The 20601-nt window shown below is 62.2% G+C and carries 25 protein-coding genes and 1 pseudogene; 7 read left to right on the top strand and 19 right to left on the bottom strand.

From position 1 onward, the window contains the following. The first annotated feature begins 73 nt into the window (after window positions 1-73). Window positions 74-586 carry a DUF2306 domain-containing protein gene (locus tag AC0L37_RS17570; RefSeq protein ID WP_282222483.1) on the top strand — a complete coding sequence of 171 codons (513 nt, stop codon included), beginning with the start codon at window positions 74-76 and terminating at the stop codon, window positions 584-586. Here the strand turns inward: AC0L37_RS17570 and AC0L37_RS17575 are convergent. The 4 genes from AC0L37_RS17575 to AC0L37_RS17590 form a co-directional block, all read right to left on the bottom strand. Beyond that, entirely contained in the window at window positions 564-1298 is a 735-nt protein-coding gene (locus AC0L37_RS17575; protein WP_473313568.1) for an alpha/beta fold hydrolase, read from the bottom strand. The two genes, AC0L37_RS17570 and AC0L37_RS17575, sit on opposite strands and share 23 nt — an antisense overlap. A 91-nt stretch (window positions 1299-1389) precedes the next feature. Continuing rightward, window positions 1390-2370, bottom strand: a complete 981-nt coding sequence (mbfA, locus tag AC0L37_RS17580) for an iron exporter MbfA (protein ID WP_282222481.1) — start codon at window positions 2368-2370, stop codon at window positions 1390-1392. Window positions 2371-2453: 83 nt separating this feature from the next. Next, the gene (locus AC0L37_RS17585; RefSeq protein WP_282222480.1) at window positions 2454-3347 is read right to left on the bottom strand and encodes an NAD(P)/FAD-dependent oxidoreductase; all 894 of its coding nucleotides are present in this window, start codon (window positions 3345-3347) and stop codon (window positions 2454-2456) included. Further along, window positions 3337-3795 (bottom strand): RrF2 family transcriptional regulator, encoded by a 459-nt coding sequence (locus AC0L37_RS17590; RefSeq protein WP_282222479.1) that lies wholly within the window; start codon window positions 3793-3795, stop codon window positions 3337-3339. The genes AC0L37_RS17585 and AC0L37_RS17590 overlap by 11 nt, the downstream gene beginning before the upstream one ends. A gap of 114 nt (window positions 3796-3909) precedes the next feature. Between AC0L37_RS17590 and AC0L37_RS17595 the strand changes: the two genes are divergently transcribed. Together AC0L37_RS17595 and AC0L37_RS17600 are read left to right on the top strand one after the other, a co-directional pair. Further along, complete coding sequence (locus tag AC0L37_RS17595) at window positions 3910-4512, top strand: hypothetical protein (protein ID WP_282222478.1); 603 nt, start codon at window positions 3910-3912, stop codon at window positions 4510-4512. A gap of 83 nt (window positions 4513-4595) precedes the next feature. Beyond that, on the top strand, window positions 4596-5474 hold the full coding sequence (locus AC0L37_RS17600; RefSeq protein ID WP_212660231.1) for a glycosyltransferase family 8 protein: 879 nt from the start codon (window positions 4596-4598) through the stop codon (window positions 5472-5474). Between the two features lie 3 nt (window positions 5475-5477). Here AC0L37_RS17600 and AC0L37_RS17605 read toward each other — a convergent pair whose 3' ends face one another. Together AC0L37_RS17605 and AC0L37_RS17610 are read right to left on the bottom strand one after the other, a co-directional pair. After that, window positions 5478-6284, bottom strand: a complete 807-nt coding sequence (locus AC0L37_RS17605) for a glycosyltransferase (RefSeq protein WP_282222477.1) — start codon at window positions 6282-6284, stop codon at window positions 5478-5480. 75 nt (window positions 6285-6359) lie between these two features. After that, complete coding sequence (locus tag AC0L37_RS17610; protein ID WP_282222476.1) at window positions 6360-7487, bottom strand: Gfo/Idh/MocA family protein; 1128 nt, start codon at window positions 7485-7487, stop codon at window positions 6360-6362. A 187-nt stretch (window positions 7488-7674) separates the two neighbouring features. Here AC0L37_RS17610 and AC0L37_RS17615 point away from each other — a divergent pair, with 187 nt between their 5' ends. After that, window positions 7675-8256 (top strand): TetR/AcrR family transcriptional regulator, encoded by a 582-nt coding sequence (locus AC0L37_RS17615; protein WP_282222475.1) that lies wholly within the window; start codon window positions 7675-7677, stop codon window positions 8254-8256. Here AC0L37_RS17615 and AC0L37_RS17620 read toward each other — a convergent pair. The 11 genes and pseudogenes from AC0L37_RS17620 to AC0L37_RS17670 form a co-directional block, all read right to left on the bottom strand. Next, window positions 8246-9271, bottom strand: a complete 1026-nt coding sequence (locus AC0L37_RS17620) for a DUF2793 domain-containing protein (RefSeq protein ID WP_282222474.1) — start codon at window positions 9269-9271, stop codon at window positions 8246-8248. The two genes, AC0L37_RS17615 and AC0L37_RS17620, sit on opposite strands and share 11 nt — an antisense overlap. A 66-nt stretch (window positions 9272-9337) precedes the next feature. Continuing rightward, complete coding sequence (locus AC0L37_RS17625) at window positions 9338-10174, bottom strand: metal ABC transporter permease (protein ID WP_282222473.1); 837 nt, start codon at window positions 10172-10174, stop codon at window positions 9338-9340. After that, on the bottom strand, window positions 10171-11037 hold the full coding sequence (locus tag AC0L37_RS17630; protein ID WP_282222472.1) for a metal ABC transporter permease: 867 nt from the start codon (window positions 11035-11037) through the stop codon (window positions 10171-10173). Before AC0L37_RS17630 ends, AC0L37_RS17625 begins: the two co-directional genes overlap by 4 nt. Further along, window positions 11034-11912, bottom strand: a complete 879-nt coding sequence (locus AC0L37_RS17635; protein ID WP_282222471.1) for a manganese/iron ABC transporter ATP-binding protein — start codon at window positions 11910-11912, stop codon at window positions 11034-11036. The genes AC0L37_RS17630 and AC0L37_RS17635 overlap by 4 nt, the downstream gene beginning before the upstream one ends. Further along, window positions 11909-12794: pseudogene (locus AC0L37_RS17640) on the bottom strand (metal ABC transporter substrate-binding protein). Before AC0L37_RS17640 ends, AC0L37_RS17635 begins: the two are co-directional and overlap by 4 nt. Window positions 12795-12874: 80 nt before the next feature. Next, window positions 12875-14269 (bottom strand): mechanosensitive ion channel family protein, encoded by a 1395-nt coding sequence (locus tag AC0L37_RS17645; RefSeq protein ID WP_282222470.1) that lies wholly within the window; start codon window positions 14267-14269, stop codon window positions 12875-12877. Between the two features lie 6 nt (window positions 14270-14275). Beyond that, window positions 14276-14692 carry a host attachment family protein gene (locus AC0L37_RS17650; protein ID WP_473313580.1) on the bottom strand — a complete coding sequence of 139 codons (417 nt, stop codon included), beginning with the start codon at window positions 14690-14692 and terminating at the stop codon, window positions 14276-14278. A gap of 147 nt (window positions 14693-14839) precedes the next feature. After that, window positions 14840-15757, bottom strand: a complete 918-nt coding sequence (locus tag AC0L37_RS17655; protein ID WP_269371752.1) for a hypothetical protein — start codon at window positions 15755-15757, stop codon at window positions 14840-14842. Next, on the bottom strand, window positions 15754-16575 hold the full coding sequence (locus AC0L37_RS17660; protein WP_473315450.1) for an ATP-binding cassette domain-containing protein: 822 nt from the start codon (window positions 16573-16575) through the stop codon (window positions 15754-15756). Before AC0L37_RS17660 ends, AC0L37_RS17655 begins: the two co-directional genes overlap by 4 nt. Continuing rightward, a complete protein-coding gene (locus tag AC0L37_RS17665; protein ID WP_282222469.1) occupies window positions 16527-16667 on the bottom strand; it encodes a hypothetical protein in 141 nt (46 codons plus the stop codon). Before AC0L37_RS17665 ends, AC0L37_RS17660 begins: the two co-directional genes overlap by 49 nt. Then, entirely contained in the window at window positions 16660-17034 is a 375-nt protein-coding gene (locus AC0L37_RS17670; protein ID WP_212660219.1) for a GntR family transcriptional regulator, read from the bottom strand. The genes AC0L37_RS17665 and AC0L37_RS17670 overlap by 8 nt, the downstream gene beginning before the upstream one ends. A gap of 123 nt (window positions 17035-17157) precedes the next feature. Here AC0L37_RS17670 and AC0L37_RS17675 point away from each other — a divergent pair, with 123 nt between their 5' ends. Then, a complete protein-coding gene (locus tag AC0L37_RS17675) occupies window positions 17158-17919 on the top strand; it encodes a copper homeostasis protein CutC (protein WP_282222468.1) in 762 nt (253 codons plus the stop codon). A 73-nt stretch (window positions 17920-17992) separates the two neighbouring features. After that, entirely contained in the window at window positions 17993-18778 is a 786-nt protein-coding gene (locus tag AC0L37_RS17680; protein ID WP_282222467.1) for a siderophore ferric iron reductase, read from the top strand. Here the strand turns inward: AC0L37_RS17680 and AC0L37_RS17685 are convergent. Both AC0L37_RS17685 and AC0L37_RS17690 read right to left on the bottom strand, forming a co-directional pair. Next, entirely contained in the window at window positions 18775-18915 is a 141-nt protein-coding gene (locus tag AC0L37_RS17685) for a hypothetical protein (RefSeq protein WP_473313588.1), read from the bottom strand. The two genes, AC0L37_RS17680 and AC0L37_RS17685, sit on opposite strands and share 4 nt — an antisense overlap. Then, a complete protein-coding gene (locus AC0L37_RS17690; protein WP_473313590.1) occupies window positions 18896-19354 on the bottom strand; it encodes an SH3 domain-containing protein in 459 nt (152 codons plus the stop codon). Before AC0L37_RS17690 ends, AC0L37_RS17685 begins: the two co-directional genes overlap by 20 nt. A 103-nt stretch (window positions 19355-19457) precedes the next feature. Between AC0L37_RS17690 and AC0L37_RS17695 the strand changes: the two genes are divergently transcribed. After that, the gene (locus AC0L37_RS17695; RefSeq protein ID WP_212660215.1) at window positions 19458-20471 is read left to right on the top strand and encodes a 2-hydroxyacid dehydrogenase; all 1014 of its coding nucleotides are present in this window, start codon (window positions 19458-19460) and stop codon (window positions 20469-20471) included. Window positions 20472-20601 lie beyond the last annotated feature (130 nt).

Raw genomic sequence — 20601 nt, forward strand, 5'->3', positions numbered from 1 at the left:
TTGGGGCAGGCGCCGTTGCCGCGCCAATCTAACGGTCGCAGGAGACAGGGCAAGTCATCGAAGAGGATTTCCCATGTCGCTCGCCCCCCTGCTTGAAGCCGGCCCCGCTGTTCAGATCCACGCCAGTACCGCTATTGCCGCCTTCCTGATCGGGGCCCTTGTACTGTGGCGGGACAAGGGCACCAAACTGCACAAGGCGCTGGGGCGGAGCTGGGTCGTGCTGATGCTGGTGGTGGCGACCAGCGCGCTGTTCATCAACGATATCCGGATGATCGGACCGTTCAGTCCGATCCATCTGTTTGTGATCACGACCTATGTGGGGATCGCTCAGGGCATGTGGGCCATCATCGTCAATCGGGATGTGGTGGCGCACAGGGCGGCAATGCGGGGGACCTATGTCGGCGGGTTGCTCTTGGCCGGCGCCTTCACCTTTCTGCCGGGACGGCGCATGCATGCCGTGCTGTTCGGCGCCGATGCCGGCTGGACGCCATCGCTGATCGTTATCGGGGTGGCTCTGGCCACGACCGGCTATCTGTGGCTGCGCGGACGGCCCAGGGCAGCGCCTATGCTGCGGTTAAAGCGCTAGCGTTCCAGAACCCCGTCAAGGCGGTACGCCAGGCTTCACTGGCATCAAGATTGGCGCAGTGACCCGCCTCGGGCAGCTCGACAATGGTCCAGTTGGGTCGCGGGGTGTGCCGCTGCAGGGAAGGCCGCAGCGCCAGATTGACGGCAGTGTCGCGGCCGCCAACCAGCACCAGTACCGGGCCGGTATAGTTCAGCGCATTGTCGTGCAGATCATAGCGCCGGACATGGGCAGTGATGGCCGCGCCCACGTGTGGATCAAAGGCCCGCGCCATGTCGGCGATCAACGGTCTGGCCGGCGTGTGGCGGGTGGTATTGGCCGCGGTGACGCGCGCCAGCAGATTGCGGCCCAGCACGCGATACAGCGCGGGAAACACGCCACCCAGGCCGGGCGGCAGCTTGAGCGCAAAGGCGGTGCCGAACAGGGCGAGCGAGGCAAACCGTTGCGGCTGGCGCCCGACCAGATCAAGCGCGACAATACCGCCAAGGGAATTGCCGACCCAGTGCACCTGATCGATGCCGGCGTGGTCGAGCATGGCCGCCATATCATCGGCCATGGTGGCGATGGCAAAGTCACCGGGAAGGCGTGTGGTCGGGGTGCTAGATTGGCCATGGCCGCGCAAATCGGGTACCAGAACGCGATAGCCCTGCCCGGCAAAATGGCCGGCGTCAGCGTCGAACTGACGGCCACCCGCCGCCAGACCATGACACAACACAATGGCCTTGCCCTGGCGGGACCCGCGCTGCGATAACTCAGCGCCGTCCCGTCTGCGGCCCGATAGTGATGGCGCTGCAGCAAGAGCGTGGTCATGCCATGCCGATGGCAATGCCCGCGGCAAATACCAGCGAACCACCGAAAACCACCTGCAGCACAGCGCGCCAGAACGGGGTCTGCATATAGCGGTTCTGGATCCAGGCAATGGCCCAGAGTTCAACCAGCACGACGATGATGGCGATGGTGGTGGCGATGGCGAAATCGTGGATCAGATAGGGCAATGCATGCCCCAGACCACCAATGGCCGTCATGATGCCGGCGGCAAAGCCGCGCTTGATGGGCGAGCCGCGGCCGGTGAGTTTGCCGTCATCGGAGGCCGCTTCGGTAAAGCCCATGGAAATGCCGGCACCAACGGCGGCAGCCAGACCGACAAGGAAGGTCTGATGGGTGTCGCCCGTGGCAAAGGCCGCGGCAAATACTGGCGCCAGAGTGGAGACCGAGCCATCCATCAAACCGGCCAGGCCCGGCTGCACATAGGTCAGCACGAACTGGCGGTGGGCCTCACTTTTTTCAGTGTCGCGCCCACCCTCACCGAGCACATCGGCATCGATGCGGTCGGCGGCCTGGGCATGCTTGCGCTCCTGTTCGGCCAGATCGCCAAGCAGTTTGCGGATATTGGCGTCGGTCGCCTGCTTTGCCGCTTCGAGATAGAAGTGATAGGCGCTCTCTTCCATCTCCCAGATCTGCTGGCGGACCGCTTCAAGCGTCATGGTCTTCATCAGCCAGAGTGGCTTGCGGGTCAGGAAGCCGCGGACATGCTCACGGCGGATCGGCACCAGATGTTCCCCAAAACGGGAGACATAGAGATCAAGCAATTGCCGACGATGCTCGTTTTCTTCGGCCGCCATGCCCTGAAACAGGGAGGCCGAGCCGGGATAGGTCGCGGCAAGCCGGGTGGCAAACTCGGTATAGATGCGGCTGTCTTCCTCCTCGGCGGAGACCGCCAGGGAGAGAATTTCGCGCTCGGAAAGCTCGGAAAAGGGGCGGCGATTATCAGGCAGGATGGAGAACATGACGCTCTGTTCATTAGAATGGTTCTAAACAAGCTAGAGCTATTCTGTCGTCTGCGCAAGGTCGTTGCGCGCCCCTGTTCCGGTTAGCTGAGCATGGAGCGCTGCGCGAAGATGCCGGCCATGGCACCGTGGGCGGTGGCGAGGGTGACGCTGGCCATTGGATTGGCGAGATCGCCTGCCGCATAGACGCCCTGGAGGCTGGTCTGGCGCGTATCGTCGACCTTAAGGGCCGCGCCCAGCCCGACATCCTCAAGTTCAAGGCCTAGGGCGGTATGCAGGTCCCCCGCTGGCGCATTGTGGGGATGCGCGAACAGCACATCGACCGCTACATCGCGGGTATCGTCCACCCGAACAGCGGCGATCTGGCCGTTATCGTGGTGCAAACCTGTCACCTTGCCTTCGACCAGACTGACATGGCGACGCTTGAGATCAGCACGGGCATGTGCGTCGATGGCGTGGCCGTCAGCGAACAGGGTGATCCTATCGGTCCAGTCGCCATAAAGCTGCACCATGTGCAGCGAATGCGGGCCGGAATAGAGCAAGCCCCAATGCTGACCAGCCACCTCAAACCCGTCGCAATACGGGCATGGGATCACCGACTTGCCCCAGCAATCGGCAAAGCCAGGCATGGCGGGGAACTGGTCGACCACGCCATAGCTGAGCAGCAGCCGGCGAGCATAATGGATCTGGCCGCTTTGCGTGGTGACGGCGAAATCATCAAGGGTGCCGCTGGCATTGGTCGCGCGCGCATTGATCAGCTCGATGGTGGGATAGCGAGCCAGTTGTTCGCGGGCGGCACCAAGAATTTCGGCGGGGGATTTGTGGTCATGGCCCAGCACGCCATGGGAGTGGGCGGCGTAGCGATTGCGCGGCAGACCGGTATCGAGAACCGTGACCTTGCGGCGCGCGCGTCCAAGCTGCAGTGCGGCGGCAAGGCCGGCAAAACTGCCACCGACGATCAGGACATCATTGTGCATGAGCGTTTTCTCCGTGGGGCGGATGAAGGGGATAGGGACCCGCCTGGCGGGCGATATCGTCCAGCGAGACACGCGCCAGGCGCGCTGCCAACAGAGCTTCGGCATCGGCGATAAACTCGCCCATGACACCGTCAACAGCGCGGACAATGGCGCAGTGCTCATCGCCGGGATCACTCTGGGTGCGGATCAACAGGCTTTCGCCCATGGCGGCATGAATGGACTGCAGGCTGATCTGGTCTGCAGGCTGCGCCAGACGCCAGCCGCCCTCGCGGCCCTTGGCGGCGCTGACAATACCCGCCTCACGCAGTTCACCCAGCACCCGGCGCACAACGACCGGGTTGGTCATCAGGCATTGCGCCAGCGTGGCTGAGGTCATGGCCGTATCGGGCTGGTGATAGAGATGCACCAGAGCATGCAGGGCGAGTGACAGGCGGCTTGATCGTTTCATGTAACTTTTATTGTTACAATACAATCGGCCTGTCAACCCTGTTGGCAGGGCCGGCGTTTTCGTGGCGGCAGCGGGGTGTTATGCTCGGATCATGCTGACACTGGGAGAGGATGCATGAAGCGTTTGTTTGTGGGTCTGGCGCTGAGCGCGATGCTGAGCCCGACCGCCTTTGCTTTTGACACTGCCACGCAGGCCATTGTCGATCTGCAGAAGTCCGGCAAGCCGGTGCAGACGGCTGATCTGGTGGTGTTGATGCAGGCCAGCGAGCGCTGGTGCTATGTGCAGCAAGCCGCTAGCTGCGCCTGGTCCGATATCTACCTTGATGTGAATGCGGACGGCGCCCAGTTCGAGATCAGCAATGCCTGGAGCGAAGCTGTCGAGATCGCCTTTATTGATACCGGCCGCTTTGAGGACGGGCGTATGATCTGCGAGACCGGTGTGGACTGGCTGCCCACTATTCGCGCCATCAAGCGGGCTGATGGCAGCATAATCGGCGGCCGCGCGCTGCACGACCTGAAGGCCGAGATCGGCGCCACCGCCGCCGATACAACAATTGATTGCTTCGACTACCGCTATTTGGGCGCCGATGCCGAGGCCAGGACGATCACGCTGTTGCAGCGGCAGTCGCGCGAGGGGGTGCATGACCCCGACCAGGACACCGAGGTGACATTGCATTTCAACCCCGCCACGGCTGCAGCGCTGACGCTGCGCTGGTAGGGAAGCGCCTGCGGTGGCCGGGCGGTTGACGGTTTGCAGCCCAGACGACATTGTCCCCGCCGATTGCGCCGGGGAGAGACGATTTGACCAGCACGCCGATCCATATAGCGCTGACCTTTGATGACAATTTCTGGGCGCCGGCCTATGCGCTGATGCGCTCGGCCTGCGTGGCGACGCATCGCCGCAAGGATCTGGTGTTTCACCTGCTGCATCTGCCGCTAAGCGCACCGCATGTGCATGATCTCAAGGAAATCGAAACCGAGTTTGGGGCCAGCCTGCGCTGGTACAATCTGGCAGAGGATGCCGAGTTTACGGAATTCGTAGCCGATCTGCCCAGCAGCACCCAATGGCCAAAGGTGGTTTATGGGCGCCTGCTGGTTGGCAGCCTGCTGCCGGCCGATGTCACGCGCGTGATCTATCTCGATTGCGACATGATGGTGCGCGACCCGATCGAAGACCTGTTCGGGATGGATATGGCGGGCTACCCGCTGGCCGCGGTGCGCGATTCCATCCATCCCTTCATCGTGGGCAAACGCGACATGAAGCAGAACCGCGATCTGTTTGAAACCGCCGATCCCTATTTCAACTCAGGCATGCTGCTGATCGATCTGACCGCCTGGCGGGCCATCGACATACGCGCCGAGGTCAGGGCGATCGCCGCGCGCGGCATCATGAGCCGGCTGTATTATGATCAGGACATGCTCAATCTGATCTTCAAGGACCGCTGGCTGCCCCTGCCCTGGCGCTGGAACACCATTGATGCCCATGTCGCCCATGAGGGTATGAACCCGGCCATTCTGCACTATACCGGGGTCAACAAGCCGTGGGGGATTCTCTCAGGCATATTACGGACTAGCGCCTATGCGCGCTGGTATCGCCACGTGATGACCAATGCGCTGTTCTATCGCTTCGCCCGCCATCGCTGGGCGCGCTGGTGGAAAAAGCTGTTGCGGCTCAAATAGCAGCTAGCGCGGCACAACGCCCTCACGCTGGCACAGGGTACACAGCGCACTGCCGCGCTCGGGCAGTGGCATGTCGGCCCGGCCGCGTCGCGTGAGCTGGCTGCGCCAGAGATGGACGGCCAGCGTGTCCTCGCTAATGGCGGGATCAATCGAGGAGCCGGGCAGCATCAGTGCCGGTATGCCCTCATAGGGAATGGGGTAGAGCGCGCTGGCCGGGCGCACCAGATGGTCCAGTCCGCGCTGGCGCATATAGTGGGTCAGCGCCATGGGGCCGGTGGCGCCATATTGCATGTCCTCGGGCGCGATCTTTTCGCCGAGCAGGCGACGGCCAGCGACTTCGAGCCGACGAAACAGCGGCAGATGCGGCTCGAGCAGGGGCCGCTCGGTGTCGGTGAAGATCGAGATCAGATCATCGAGCAGTGGCGCATCGGCCGGAATGTGCAGCACGGCACCATTGATCGAGCCGGGCCGCTCATAGGCCATCAGATAGTCAGGCGGGCCCTGGATGGGTCGGACGCAATAGACGTCCAGATCGGCATAAATGCCCCGTCCCTGCCGGAGCACCGCCATGCGGAAATAGTCTGAAAAAACACCCGGTGTGCCCTTGCCCTTATAGAACACCAGCTTGTCGCGCGGCAGCACCTCCGCCGCGTCGCGGGCAATCGCGCCGGCTGGCAGGCCATCGATGGGATCAAAGGAATAGACTTCGACCGGATGGCCCTGACGACGGAACGAGGCAATCGAAAGCTCTTCGAGCCAACTCATCGGGCCATGCCAGAAGCTGACAATGGTGGGCAATTGGCTGATCATGGGCTTCCGGGGTGACGATTGAGTTCGCCGTGCTTAACCCGGCGCGGTCTGTCCTGTCACCCCGGCGGCGGCCCGTTAGCTCAATGTGCCATTGTGCAGCGAGGTGGCGAGCGGTTCGGGGCGCTCGACAGGTGTCTTGATATCGATGGTGCGGCCATCGCGCGCGGCAGTGGCGAAGGCTTCCATGACCTCGAGCACGTGCAACGCCAGATCGCCATTGGCGCGATGCGGCCGGTTGTTGAGAATGCCATGGGCCATGTCGGCCACGCCCAGCGAGCGATAATTGCCATCGGCGAAAGGCTCGGTGACCGGAATTGGCGTCCAGGTCTCGTCACGGCCGCGCTTGCGCAATTCGACATCGCCACCAAAGAAATTGGGATCGGGCACGATCAAGCTGGCCTCGGTGCCATAGAGTTCAAGTGGCACATGCTTGTGCGCGGCCACGTCAAAGCTGAGCCCGACCTGCACGATGGCGCCATTGGCGAAACCGAGCGAACCGGTGACGTGGGTGTCGACCTTGACGGGCATGACCTGCCCCTTTTTGGGCTCGGAAGTCACCATGCGCTCGGCGCGCAGACGCGAGCTCATCGCCGAAACCCGGGCAACCGGGCCCAGCAGATTGACCAGATCGGTGATGTAATAGGGGCCCATATCCAGGACGGGACCGCCGCCAATATCGTAGTAGAAGGCTGGATCAGGATGCCAGCTTTCGTGGCCGGGGCACTGGAAGAAAGCGGTGCCGCCGATCAGCTGACCCAGCGCGCCGCTATCGACGACGCTGCGCGCCTGCTGATGCGCGCCACCCAGAAAGGTGTCGGGTGCCGAGCCGATGCGCAGGCCTGCCTTGTTGGCAGCATCGAGCAGGGTGCGGCCTTCGCCATAGGTGATGCCGAGCGGCTTTTCGGAATAGACGTGCTTGCCGGCAGCCAGGCATTTGAGCCCGACTTCGACATGGGCGCGCGGGATGGTCAGATTGACGATCAGTTGCACCTCAGGGTCGGCCAGCATGGCGTCAATCGACATCGATGGCAGGCCAAATTCGGCGGCACGAGCCTGGGCCGCCTCGGGGCGCATATCAGCCAGACCCTTGATATCGAGGACAGGGAAGCCCGCCATGGCTTCGTGACCGGTGATAGCCCGCAAATAGGCCGATGAAATATTGCCTGTACCGATGAAACCGATACCCAAGCGCTTGCCGCTCATGCGTGCATTCCTCCCAGACGTACGTACATCAAATTAACGGGAGGGCGGCAGAGTCGCCAGTATGCGGGCGACTTTATTTTGGGTGCGATCCGCAGCGTCCCCGCACGCTGAATCAACAGGCTCGCCGCCGCAGTCGAACTAATATACACGTTGTACGCTAGTTGACCCAAACATACCGGCGGACTGTATGTTGATACGCAAATCTCAGGCTGATCGCCGCGCGGATACCCAACTTGCCCTGGTGACGGCAGCGCGGGGACTCTTTGCCCAAAAAGGCTATGCCGGAACCAGTACGCCAGAAATCGCGACGCTTGCGGGGGTTACCCGCGGGGCGCTCTATCACCACTTTGCCGACAAGCTGGCGCTGTTCGAGGCGGTTGCAACGCAGGAACAGATGCTGGTGACCATGGCGGTCAACGCCGCCACGGCCGGTGATGACGAGCCGGGACCCGTCAAGGCTCTGGTGGCGGGCGGTGATGCGTTCCTAGATGCCATGCAGGACCCTGGACGGCGCCAGATCCTGCTGGTGGATGCCCCGGCCGTACTGGGGCGGGCGCGGCTTGATGCTCTGGTGGCCAGCCACGGCATCGGCCCCCTGATCGCCCGGGTGCGCACGGCAATGGACGCCAAGGCGATCCGCACCCTGCCGGCAGAACCATTGGCGCATCTGCTCCACGCGCTGTTTGACCGGGCCGCCGAGGCAGGCCCGGACCAGCTCAATGATTATCGCAAGGCCATCAAGGCGCTGATCCGCGGCCTCAAGGTGTAGCCTCAAGCGCCTGAACGCGCGTCGCCAGTTGCTGGATGGCTGCGATCAGCGGGGCGATAAAGGCATCATAGCGCAGCGCCTGTTCGCTATGCGGATCGGCCGGGTCAGCCAGCACATGGCCGGCAAAGTCGCGCCCGTCCAGCACACGCTGCACATCCTGGGCCAAGAGCCCGTAATGCGTACCCTCCCCGCCACCGCGATAGCGGTATCTGACCGGGCTGAGCGCCAATACGAAATCAAGTCCAAGATCGCTAGGGGCGATGTCGGTCTTGTGCCGTGCATCGGAGGTCTGGATGGTGCCCGTGGCCGACCAGATGGCGGACCAGCGCGCACCAGATGCGCCCAGGGTAATGGCATTGTCGGTTGCGGGCCGGACCGAGCCGGCAAACCGGGCGATGCCGGTTACCGGCTCGAGGCTGAGCGCACTGATCCAGCTGGCGCCATCGGCGCTCAGCTTGAGCTGCCAATTGTCATCCCCAGCCAGCCCCATTTCAGCGCGGCCGGACCAGTTGGTCTGGAACAGCAGGCTGGCGGTATCCCCGGGCGTGGCCTTGTTGAGCTTGATCTGGTGGCCATTGCCGGCATGGGTAAAAAGGCTGGCCTCAGAGGCAAGCGCCAGCCGGTTGGTGGCATCGGCGCTGGTATTGATCCCCAGCCGTGGCAGGGCGCTGCCGAGCGAGGCCAGAGGCACCCAGGCGCCGGCATCAAACACCAATTGGGTCTGATCGGCGGTGCAGTAGAGTTGCCAGCCGGGGGCTGGATCAAGAAACAGCCAGGCGCCGGCCTGGAAGCTGGCGATCTCGTCGGTGTGACCGGCCCAGACGCCGCTGGCACCAGCGGGCACCAGACAGGTTTCGCCTTCAATCGGGGAGATGGGTGGCTCGGTCAGCGTGCGGGTCTGCACGGCAAGCTGCACCAGCGCATCGAGCGCCTGCAGCGCCTGGTTGTGGGTGATATGCTTTTGCGCCTGCCCCGGCATGATGAAGGGCAATGACAGTCGCGGGGTCTGATCCATGAACGATCTCCTTTGGGAGACAATTCTAGGAGCAGGGTTGGCAGGCGGGGATAAGCGGAACCGACGTCAGGCGGTCACTGACTGGGCACGTCGTGTGGTGATCAGGAACATCACGATGAAAGTGGCGCTCATCAGCAGCACGATGGTTGGGGCGGGCGCAGAATCGATAAAAAAGCTGAGATAGATGCCCAATAGCGAGGTGCAAACCGAGATCGTCACGGCAATCAGCATCATGGGCGCAAACCGCTTGGAAACCAGATAGGCGATGGCGCCGGGGGCGACCAGCAGGGCAACGACCAGCACGATGCCCACCGCCGTCAGGGCCGCCACAATGGTCAGCGACAGCAGCGTGAGCAGGCCATAATGCAGCACCCGAACGGGCAGACCGATGGCGCCGGCCTGTTGCGGATCAAAGATGAACAGCAGCAGGTCGCGCCATTTGAGCAGCACGATCACCGTTACCATCAGGGCAATCAGCCCGGTCTGGAGCAGATCATCGCCGCTAATGCCCAGAATGTCGCCAAACAGGATGTGGTCGAGATGCACATCGGTCTGGATCGACGTGTAGAGCACGATACCCAGGCCAAACAGGCCCGAAAACACCACGCCCATCACGGTGTCTTCCTTGATGCGGCTGTTCTCCTTGAGAAAGCCGACCGAGAGCGCGCAGGCCATGCCGGCTGCAAAGGCGCCTATGCCCAGTGGCAGAGCCAGCATATAGGCGAGCACCACGCCGGGCAGCACGGCATGGGAAATGGCGTCGCCCATCAGCGACCAGCCCTTGAGCACCAGAAAGCACGACAGCAGGGCGGTGGGGATGGCGACCATGACCGCAATGATCATGGCATTGGTCATGAAGGGGAATTGGAACGGCCAGAGCGCGTAGATCAGGAACTCGTTCATTGTCCGGCCTCGCCGGCAATATTGGCATCGCGGCGGCGCTTGGAGGCCAGCATGCCGTGCTTGGGCGCAAAGACAAAGGCGATGAGGAACACCGCGGTCTGCAGCACCACAATGACGCCGCCGGTGGCGCCATCAAGAAAGAACGAGATATAGGCGCCAAACAGGGAGGACAGTGTGCCCACGGCAATGGCGATCAGGATCAGGCGCGGAAAGCGATCGGTCAGCAGATAGGCCGTGGCGCCGGGCGTGACCACCATGGCAATGACGAGAAACGCGCCCACGGTCTGCATGGCCGCAACGGTACAGGCCGCCAGCAGGGTGAAGAAAATGCCGCGCAATAGGGGCGGATTGAGGCCAATGGAGCGGGCATGGCTCTCATCGAAAAAGGTGACCATCAAATCCTTCCAGATGAAGAACATGACGACCAGAGTCACCACCGCGATGATGACGAGTTGGATGGTGTCTTCGGGTGTGACGGCCAGAATATTGCCCATGACGATGGTCTGGATGTTCACCGAAGTGGGCGACAGGGAAATCATGAACAGGCCGAGCCCGAAAAAGGCGGTGAAGATCAGCCCGATGACCGAATCTTCCTTGAGCTTGGTGCGCTGGGTGAGAAACAGCATGGCCGCGGCTGCCAGCCCGCCCGAGAAAAAGGCGCCCAGCGAGAAGGGCAGACCGAGCATGTACGCGCCGGCCACGCCGGGCACGATGGAATGGCTGAGCGCGTCGCCGATGAGCGACCAGCCCTTGAGCATGAGATAGGCGGACAGGAAGGCGCAGACGCCACCGACCAGTGCCGAGACCCACATGGCGTTGGTCATGTAGCCGTAATTGAAGGGCAGCAGCAGGTATTCGATCATTCTTCGACCGGCCCCGACTGCTGGTGGGTCATCTTGCCCTTTTCGCCATACATGACCAGTGGCCGCTCATCATCGGTGATGACTGTGAGGTGGCGCGGATCGTCATCGTCATGCAGGCCCGCACCGGCCAGCACGAAGTGGCGCAGTGCGCCCCCAAAGGTGACTTCAAGCCATTCGCGGGTGAAGATTTCGCTGGTCGGACCCGAGGCCAGCACGGTGCCCTTGACCAGCACCGTGCGGTCGCAGAACTCAGGTACAGAGCCCAGATTATGGGTTGAAACCAGCATGACCTTGCCCTCATCGCGCAGGTCGCGCAGCAGGGCGACAATGGCGTCCTCGGTCTGCACATCCACGCCGGTAAAGGGTTCGTCGAGCAGGATCACTTCGCTCTGCTGGGCCAGTGCGCGCGCGAGAAAGACGCGTTTTTTCTGGCCACCGGAGAGTTCGCCGATCTGGCGGTGGCGGAACTCGATCATGTTCACGCGCTCAAGCGCCTGGGTGACCATATCGTGGTCGACCGGCCTGGGGCGGCGCAGCATGTTCATATGGCCGTAGCGGCCCATCATGACCACATCCTCGACCAGAACCGGGAAGTTCCAGTCGACATCTTCGGATTGGGGGACATAGGCAACCAAATTGCGCTTGAGCGCCTGCTTGCCGGGAATATCCAGAATATCGACCGCGCCGGCGGCCAACGGCACAAAGCCCATAATGGCCTTGAACAGGGTGGACTTGCCCGACCCGTTGACCCCGACCAGCGCGGTGATCGAGCCGCGCGGAATCGTGAAGCTGGCATGGCGCATCGCCGTGGTGCCATTGCGATAGGCCACGGTGATATCGGTGACACTCAGGCCGGGCGCTGCAGCATCGGTCATTGGCTGAGGCCTTCAATAATGGTGGCGGTGGTGACGCCCAGCAGATCAAGATAGGTGGGCACCGGACCATCGGGCTCGGACAGCGAGATCCACATAGAGCACGCCGCCATAGGCCGCCCCGGTTTCACGCGCCACCTGCTGGGCTGGCTTGGGAGAAATCGTCGATTCCGAGAAAATGGCCGGGATCTGGTATTCGCGCATGGCGTCGATCATGCGGCGCACCTGCTGGGGGGTGCCCTGCTGATCGGCATTGATGGGCCACAGGAAAAGTTCGGTAAGGCCGAAATCGCGCGCCAGATAGCTGAACGCTCCTTCGGAGGTGGCCAGCCAGCGCTTTGAGTCGGGAATTGCCGCAATGGCCTCGCGAATGGGGGCAACAGTGGCGGTGATCTGCGCGGCATAGGCCGCCGCATTGGCATTGTAGGTTTGGGCATTGTCGGGGTCTGCGGCCACGAAGGCGGCGCGGATATTGTCGACATAGATCAGCGCGTCGGTGGGCGACATCCAGGCGTGCGGATTTGGCTTGCCGGCATAGGGGCCCTCGCCAATGCCCATGGGCTCAACGCCGTACGACACCGTGACCGAAGGCACATCGCCCAGATTGGAAAGGAACTGGGCAAACCATTGTTCGAGATTGAGGCCGTTCCAGAGCAACAGATCGGCATCCTGGGCGCCAATCAGATCGCCCGGGGTGGGTTGATACTGGTGGATTTCGGCACCCGGCTTGGTGATCGAAAACACATCGGCGGCGTCACCGGCCACGTTCTGCGCCATGTCGGCAATGATGGTGAAGGTGGTCACGACCTTGAGCCGATCCTGGGCGGCTGCCGGCAGGATCGACAGGAGCGAGGCGAGGAACAGGGCGGGCAAGAGGCGGCGCATCAACTACTCCGGAATGGGTCGGCTCGCATATGTAATGCAATTGCAAATCATTCGCAAGAAGCAAAGCGCGATGTCTGTCTTCAGGGCTTGAGCAGGTTCACCTCGGATTCAGGCACCCGACCGGCATTCTGATCGATAGCGCTGGATTCGCTGGACAGATCACCCTCTTCGGCGGTGGCGTCGCAGGCTTCTTCCTCAGGCGCCAGGGGCACGGGTTGCGGCGCTGATTGAGGCGCCGTTGCGGTAGATGCTGCGTCCATCTGCATGATCGGCACGCCCTTGGGGAACACCACTTCGCGGGCGGGGTCGGGCAGCTCGATACCGCCCTTGAGCAGCGCATTCTTGGTCTGGCGCAACAGGGCCGAATTGATCTTGGCGGGCGAATAGGCGGCGCTGTCGAACCAGTAAAAGATGCGCAGATTGATGGTGGCATCGCCCAGCGCATCGACCAGCACCAGCGGTTCGGGGCGGTCCAGTACGGCCGGATGGGTGGTCAGCACTTCGCCAATCAGGCGCTGGGCCAGCGACACCGATGAGTCGTAGCCAATGCCGACCATGAACTCGGCGCGGCGGCTGGGGATGGAGCTGTAATTCTTGATGGTGCTCTTGAACACAGTGGCATTGGGGATCTGCACGTGATTGCCATCAAGCGTGAGCAGGACGGTTGAGCGGGTATTGAGGTTCTGCACGATACCGGTATGGCCCGCGACCTCGATCATGTCGCCGCCCGCAAAAGGGTTGCGCATGCTCAGCAACAGGCTGGCGAGGAAGTTCTCGGCAATGTCGCGAAAGGCAAAACCGATAATGATACCGATCAGCCCGGTGCCGCCCAGCACGGTCAGCGCCAACTGGGTCAGCCCGGCCACGCGCAGCACGAAATAGATGCCGAGCAGGAAGACCGGGATGGCTATGGTGCGCACCACCACATTGAGCAGCAGCGGTGAATCGATGCGGGGCGTCAGCAGGCGGCGCGCCAGGGCGGCAACCAGCATCGAGACCAGCCAGGAAATCGCGATGATGACGATGGCCAGCAGCACCAGTGGCCAAGCCTGCAGCGCTTCCTGCACCAGCCCGGCGCTCTCGGCCACGGCGCGATCAAAGGTCGAGCCGACATCGGCATTGATGGCAATGCGATTGACTACCGCGACAACGCCTTCGGTATTTTCAGCCAGATTGGTCGCCCAGCTGCGACGATCCTGGGTATCGGCGCCGCCGTCGATAAAGGCCACGCCGTCGGTGACGCTGGGGCGCTCGAACCAATCAGTGGCCAGCAGAATATCCTGCAGGCGCGCGGCGATCTGGCTGTCGGAAGCGGCAGGCACCACCGCCACCTGTCGCGCAGGGGCGTCTCCGGCTACCGGGCTGGCCGCCGGTATAGCGATCTGCGCAGCGCTGCCAGCAACGCCGAGCAACAGCACGATGACTGTGGCCAGCGCGCGCAGGCCCGTAACAAACCTGAAAGACGCCCCCGACACCGGGCGTTAGCCGGCTGCGGTGCGGATGATGCCGGCAATGTCGTTGGCGGCGTGGTTGGTCAGTTCCTTGTCCAGCGTCAGCACGATCGAGGCCTGCACTGTCTTGTGTAGGGTGTCGCGCAGCTGGCCAAGGCTTTGCGGATCAGCGGCGAGCACCATGTGCTCGAACTTGTTGGCCTGCTTCATGGCGAACAGCGCTTCGGCCAATTGCTTGATGAAAGTGGCCTCATCGGTCTGACGTGGTGTTCGCTCCTCGGGCCGGGAGCCCGATGGACCTTCTTCGGCAAGGTTCTTTGGCGTGAGGCGACGCTCTTCGGTCAGGCTGAGGGAATCCTTGACGCCGTGCGTCCGCAACAGGATCGCCTGATGACCATCAGCGACGACGACGAGGGTCTGCTGCGGAATGGAAGTGATATCGGACATGGCGAGCTCCTTTGGTTGACGCCCCATAGAGCGGGATATGGGTCAACGGGTGGACGCCGGTAACGTTCCGCCCAGAGCGCCTGCACAAAGCAAAGCCGCCGCACCCGATGGGGATGCGGCGGCTATTGGTCGGCGCAGATTGCCGGCCTAGTTGTCGTTGACGCGGCGGCGGTATTCGCTGGCGACGTAGATCACCGCAACGGCGAAGACAATGCCGATGCCGATCTGGGTCCAGTCCAGATTGGCGAACAGATCACTGGCAGCGGCCACGCCGTCGAAACGGGCAATGTCGAAGCCGATGCTGTCGGCCTGTTCGACATTGACGAACCAGTTATCGGCATAGGCTGTAGTTGGCAGAGCCAACCGGTACTGCAGGAAGTCCCAGGTATTGGTGGCGAAGGGGTGCAGGCCGCCCAGTGTTACCCATTCCAGGGTCGAGACCAGAGTTGGCAACAGCAGGGCGATGGGGATGGCCCAGCGACCAATCGCGGCAGCAATGGCGCCGACCAGCGCCATGATCGGCAGATACCAAAGCAGTGCAACAATCAACGCGGTGAACAGGGTGAGCGCCACATTGCCGTAGATGCCGACAATGGCCCCCAGCGCACCGACACTGGCCGTGCCGTTGATGGACATGACGACAAAAGCCACGCCGAACAGCAGCACACCGCTCAGCAGGGCAATGGCGAACACCATGCCGGGCAGAATGGTCAGGGCCGCCGTCATCTTGCTGAGCAGGACCTTGAAATCGGTCACCGGCATGGACTTCCAGAACAGCATGGAATTGTTGCGCTTGTCGGCGGAGAAGCCATCGGCGCAGTAGAAGAACAGCGTCACGCCCAGGTAGAGCGACCAGGCAAAGCCGAGCCCGAAAAACCCGATCTCATAAATGATCAGCGGGACGATAGTGAGCAGAGCGCCTGACATGTGCACATCAACCCGACCGACGGTAAACGCCAGAATGGTGATGCCGAACAGAATGCCCAGCATGATGAGCGGGCCGGTCAAAAAGGCGCCCCGGTGCTCGATGAACTCGCGATGGACGAGTGCGGTGAAGGCCTTCATCGGGCGGTCTCCGGGTTCGCCGTTGGCCGTTGCATCAGGGCAACGAACAGATCGGACAGGGTTGGTGTGGACAGGGCGCCAAGTGGATCGAGCTGGGCGCGATCCACGCCGTCAAAGATCAGCACGGTCTGACCGAAGCGGGTTTCCTCAAAGACAGGCTTTAGGGCCCGCGCGGCCCCCAGATGGGCTGGATCGGTGATGACCAGTTGGGTGAACTTGTCGTTCACGGTCTCCATCTGCATGTGCAGGATCAGATCGCCATCGCGAATGAACATGATGTCGGAGAGCATGAACTCAATCTCGTCCACCTGATGGGTGGTGATGAGCAGGGTGCGCTCTTCGGTCATGTAGTCTTCGAGCAGGCGGCGATAGAAGCGCTTGCGATAGGTGATATCCAGACCCAGCGTGGGTTCATCGAGCACCAGCAGCTTGGCGTCGATCGCCATGACCACCGCAAGATGCAGCTGGGCCATCATGCCCTTGGAGAGGTGCTTGACCTTCATTTCAGGCCGAATATCGGTGCCCTCAAGGAAGCTGTGCGCCTTTTCCTGACTGAAATTGGGGTGAATATTGTTGAGTAGTGCGAACAGCTCACGCACCCTGAGGAAACGCGGCAGGCTGGCGACGTCAGAAATGAAGGCGACGTTTTCCATCAGCTTGGCGCGCTGGGCAAAGGGGTCTTCGCCCAGAACCCGAATGGTGCCTTCGCAATTGGTCAGGCCCAGCATGGCGTTGAGCGCGGTGGTCTTGCCGGCGCCGTTATGGCCGATCAGGCCATAGATACGCCCGGCTGGAATATCGAAGTCCAGCCCGTGCAGGACTTCTTTTTGCCAAAGCTCTTGCGCAGCCCCCGCGCAGAAACGATGGACTGACCGGGCTCAGCCGGTGTCGCGAGGGAAAGCTCATTCATGGTTTTGCCCCTGGTCGATGGTGGATTGTGAAAGCAATTGCTTGAGATCGAGATCAAGCGCCTTGATCTGGGCGGCGATGCGCGGCCAGTCCTGTTTGAGGAACTTGTCACGCTCATGCGTGAGCAGTTCGGCGCGTGCGCCCATTTTTACGAACATCCCCAGTCCCCTGCGTTTTTCGACCACACCGATATCGACCAAAGCCTCAAAGGCCTTGGTGACCGTCAGCGGATTGACCGAGAGATCAGCGGCAATCTGGCGAACCGAGGGCAGAGCCTCGCCTTCGGCCACGCTGCCGCGCAGGATCATCTCGGCGAGCCGCTGCCGGATCTGAACGAAGATCGGCTGGCTGGTGTGAAAGTCATCCATGTGTTTTGCCTATCTAGTGTGCTACACATCTAACACACCATTACGGCGCGTCAACAGGAAATTTTCGGCTTGCCGTCTGCGCTGCCAAACACTATCCAATACAATACCAATTGGAGACCAGTTATGAGCAAGCACCCGTTCAAGATCGAGATCTGCGTCGAAGGCACTGACGGGCTGATTGCCGCACAAAATGGGGGCGCCGACCGGGCAGAATTGTGCGCCAGCCTGTTCGAAGGCGGCCTGACGCCCAGCCTGGGCGTTATCCGCGAGGCTGTGCGTGTGGGCACGATCCCGTTCCACGTCATCATCCGCCCGCGCGGCGGCGACTTTCTCTATTCCGAGGTCGAGTTCAACGCGATGCTCGCCGACATCAAGGCGATCCGCGATATGGGCGATGTCGCCGGTGTGGTGATTGGTTGCCTGACAACCGATGGCAGCATTGACGAGACGCGCACCAAGGCACTGGTCGAAGCTGCCCGCCCCATGAAGGTCACCTGCCACCGCGCCTTTGACATGACCCGCGACTATCGCGTGGCGCTCGAGGCCCTGATCCGCTGTGGCGTTGATCGCGTGCTCACCAGCGGACAGCGCGACACGGCTGTCGAGGGCAGCGCAATCCTAAAGGACGTCATGGCAATTGCCGATGGCCGGGTTGTCATCATGGCCTGTGGTGAGCTTGATGCGAACAATATTGCCCAAGTGCGCCGCGATACCGGCGTGGATGAAATGCACTTCGCCGCGCCCAAGACGCTCAAGAGCGCCATGGCATTCCGCAACCCGCATGTGGGCATGGGCGGCACTGCCATTGAGCGCGAATACGAGATTACCGTGACCGACACCGAGGCTGTGCGCGCCACCATTGCCGCGGCCAATGCAGCGCTGTGAAAGCCCAGAGGCCGCCTGCCTGTGACATTGGCGGCCTTTTTTCTTTTGCCCCGGGGCGCTAGAAGCTGGGCCCATGGCCCGCTCCTTTCTGTTTGCCCAAGATGATGCCGATAGTGCCACGACGCGTCTGATCACGACGGCGGCGCAGGTGACGGGTTTCATGAAGGGCGAACCCGGCGCGGCGCGCCCTGGCTGGTATCGGGCTGGCGGCGACAATGCCGATTTCATGGCACAGCTCTATCAGGCGCTGGCCACGACCTATCCAGCCGCCGGCCCCGCCTTCTGGGCCGTGCGACTATGGACCAATCTGATCTGGCAGCCGGCCTATCTGGCGGTGATCGGCACCCATATTCACAACGCCCTGCCCGATCTGGACAGTCTGAGCCAGCAGCGGCGCGGCATTTATGTCGATGGCTACCGGCTGGTACCGGGCGCCCAGAGTCAGGGTGATGTGGCAGCACGGATCGAGCGTGCCAGCGGCCAGCTCAAGGTGATGAGCGCGCGCTTGCACCAAGAGGTGAATGCCGTGGCCAAGCTGCGCCCCCTGCCCGCGCAACGCCTGCTGGCTGACCGTATGCTCAGCCTGATGGTGTGGCTGCGTAGCCGCCAACCCACACTGTCAGTCGACACGGTCGTGGCCTATAGTGAGGCCTGGATGGCGGCGTTGGGATTGAGTGGTCAGGGTCAGCTGGAAACAGTGCGCGCGCCCGATGGACGCGCGTTGCTGATCGTCAAGCGCAAGGGCTGTTGCCTGGATTATCTGATCGACCCGACAAGGCTGTGTGCCAGCTGCCCCAAGCAGGACAACGCCCTGCGCGTGGCCCGGCAAAGCGCCAATGCGCTGGCCGAGCTGGACTAATCGAATTGCTCGTCGGGATAGACGCCCCAGAGCTCTTCCTGGCGCACATAGCCCGAATAGCTGGTGGAACGCTTGCTGGGGTCCTGGGAGGTCGCGGTGACATCGCACCAGACGCCGTCACACTGCTTGATGATCACCTTGAACCCTGCACCCAGCCGCGCCCGCGTGGTGGCCGAGATCGGACTGATCGGCGCGCAGCACGACCTCGCCATTGGCCATGAGCGGCGCAGCATAGCCGGCGCGTGTGCCCTGCAGCAGGTTCTGATGCACCCAGCCTTCGGCGCCATCGACATCGCGGATTTTGCGCCAGGTGTCGAATTCCTGGATGATTTCGACCGGAATGACCGATTTGAGATAGGTCCAGGAGACCTCATATTTGGTGCCGGGGCCGACGCGGACATTGATCGGGTCCGAGCGCGTGCTGGCAAAGCGCGGCAAGGGCAGGCCGCTGGGATTGCCCGACTGCGCAAGGGCAGGGGGCACCAGAGTCAGCAGTGCCAGCAGCAGCCAGACGATGGTGCGGACAGAGAGCTTGAAATGGCGGACAAGGCCGCCATGTAGGGGCTGGTCAAACATGGCTTTGCAGATGAAAAGGAATTACCTTATCACTAGCCCATGATCCTTAATGGTCGCTGAAGGGTGGCGTTTTCCACACCTCGCGCCCGCAAACCGGAACCTCATGGCCAGTCAGAAACCCAAAATTCTGGTGACTCGACGTCTGCCCGAGAGCATCGAGTCCCGCATGGCGACCCTGTTCGAAACAGACATTAATGATGGCGACATCACCCTGACCAGCGATGACATCATCGCCGGGCTTGAGGGCAAGGATGTGCTGGTCTGTTCGATCACCGATACCATTGATGCGGCGTTGATTGCCCGCCTGCCCCAGAGCGTGCGGCTGATCGCCCAGTTCGGCAATGGCATCGACAATATCGATGTCGAGGCGGCCTGGGCTGCCGGGCTGACCGTGACCAACACCCCATCAGTTCTGACCGAAGACACCGCCGATATGGCCATGGTGCTGATGCTGGCGCTGCCCCGTCGGCTGGTGGAAGGCACGCAGATGCTAGTGCGTGACGGAGTGTGGGCCGGCTGGTCGCCGACCTCGATGCTGGGGCATCGGCTACGGGGCAAGGCGCTGGGCATTGTCGGCATGGGCCGCATTGGCACCGCCGTGGCGCAACGCGCCAAGGCGTTCGGGCTCAACATTCACTACTATTCACGCAATCGTCGGCCACCAGCGATCGAAGACCCGCTCGAGGCCACCTACTGGCACGATCTGGACAGCATGATTGCGGCGGTCGACATTGTCTCGCTGCACACGCCCCATACGCGCGAAACCTTCCATCTGCTCTCGGCCAAACGGCTGGCGGGGATGAAGCCTGGCAGCTTCGTGGTCAATGTCAGCCGACCCGAACTGATTGATGAGACCGCGCTGGTGGCCGAGATCGAATCCGGCCATCTCAGCGGTGCCGCGCTCGATGTGTTCGAGAACAAGAACGGTATCAATCCGCGCCTGCTGGCGCTGGCCGAGCAGAACAAGGTGGTGCTCACCGCCCACATGGCCTCGGCAACGCTGGAAGCCCGGGTGGAGATGGGTGAAACGGTCATCGTCAATATTCGCGCCTTCATGGATGGCCATCAGCCGCCGCATCGCGTGTTGCCCGAAGGTGGTCGCGGCACGCTGAGCTAGCGGTCGCTGCGCCGATAACCGTGATTGCAATCGATTGCGTTGGCGCTTGCCAGCGCTGTCGTTTCCCGCCAAAACCGAGAGTGACCGCCCCGTCTGGAGGATGGACGCTGCGGTCGCGTGCGTATTGTCA

It is taken from the genome of Devosia sp. J2-20, assembly GCF_055808475.1.

Bases quoted from the DNA above. Each gene is read 5' to 3' on its own strand.
- AC0L37_RS17570 (WP_282222483.1), top strand. From the start codon at position 74: ATGTCGCTCGCCCCCCTGCTTGAAGCCGGCCCCGCTGTTCAGATCCAC.
- mbfA (WP_282222481.1), bottom strand. From the start codon at position 2,370: ATGTTCTCCATCCTGCCTGATAATCGCCGCCCCTTTTCCGAGCTTTCC.
- AC0L37_RS17585 (WP_282222480.1), bottom strand. From the start codon at position 3,347: ATGCACAATGATGTCCTGATCGTCGGTGGCAGTTTTGCCGGCCTTGCC.
- AC0L37_RS17590 (WP_282222479.1), bottom strand. From the start codon at position 3,795: ATGAAACGATCAAGCCGCCTGTCACTCGCCCTGCATGCTCTGGTGCAT.
- AC0L37_RS17595 (WP_282222478.1), top strand. From the start codon at position 3,910: ATGAAGCGTTTGTTTGTGGGTCTGGCGCTGAGCGCGATGCTGAGCCCG.
- AC0L37_RS17605 (WP_282222477.1), bottom strand. From the start codon at position 6,284: ATGATCAGCCAATTGCCCACCATTGTCAGCTTCTGGCATGGCCCGATG.
- AC0L37_RS17610 (WP_282222476.1), bottom strand. From the start codon at position 7,487: ATGAGCGGCAAGCGCTTGGGTATCGGTTTCATCGGTACAGGCAATATT.
- AC0L37_RS17615 (WP_282222475.1), top strand. From the start codon at position 7,675: ATGTTGATACGCAAATCTCAGGCTGATCGCCGCGCGGATACCCAACTT.
- AC0L37_RS17620 (WP_282222474.1), bottom strand. From the start codon at position 9,271: ATGGATCAGACCCCGCGACTGTCATTGCCCTTCATCATGCCGGGGCAG.
- AC0L37_RS17625 (WP_282222473.1), bottom strand. From the start codon at position 10,174: ATGAACGAGTTCCTGATCTACGCGCTCTGGCCGTTCCAATTCCCCTTC.
- AC0L37_RS17630 (WP_282222472.1), bottom strand. From the start codon at position 11,037: ATGATCGAATACCTGCTGCTGCCCTTCAATTACGGCTACATGACCAAC.
- AC0L37_RS17635 (WP_282222471.1), bottom strand. From the start codon at position 11,912: ATGACCGATGCTGCAGCGCCCGGCCTGAGTGTCACCGATATCACCGTG.
- AC0L37_RS17650 (WP_473313580.1), bottom strand. From the start codon at position 14,692: ATGTCCGATATCACTTCCATTCCGCAGCAGACCCTCGTCGTCGTCGCT.
- AC0L37_RS17655 (WP_269371752.1), bottom strand. From the start codon at position 15,757: ATGAAGGCCTTCACCGCACTCGTCCATCGCGAGTTCATCGAGCACCGG.
- AC0L37_RS17665 (WP_282222469.1), bottom strand. From the start codon at position 16,667: ATGAATGAGCTTTCCCTCGCGACACCGGCTGAGCCCGGTCAGTCCATC.
- AC0L37_RS17670 (WP_212660219.1), bottom strand. From the start codon at position 17,034: ATGGATGACTTTCACACCAGCCAGCCGATCTTCGTTCAGATCCGGCAG.
- AC0L37_RS17675 (WP_282222468.1), top strand. From the start codon at position 17,158: ATGAGCAAGCACCCGTTCAAGATCGAGATCTGCGTCGAAGGCACTGAC.
- AC0L37_RS17680 (WP_282222467.1), top strand. From the start codon at position 17,993: ATGGCCCGCTCCTTTCTGTTTGCCCAAGATGATGCCGATAGTGCCACG.
- AC0L37_RS17690 (WP_473313590.1), bottom strand. From the start codon at position 19,354: ATGTTTGACCAGCCCCTACATGGCGGCCTTGTCCGCCATTTCAAGCTC.
- AC0L37_RS17695 (WP_212660215.1), top strand. From the start codon at position 19,458: ATGGCCAGTCAGAAACCCAAAATTCTGGTGACTCGACGTCTGCCCGAG.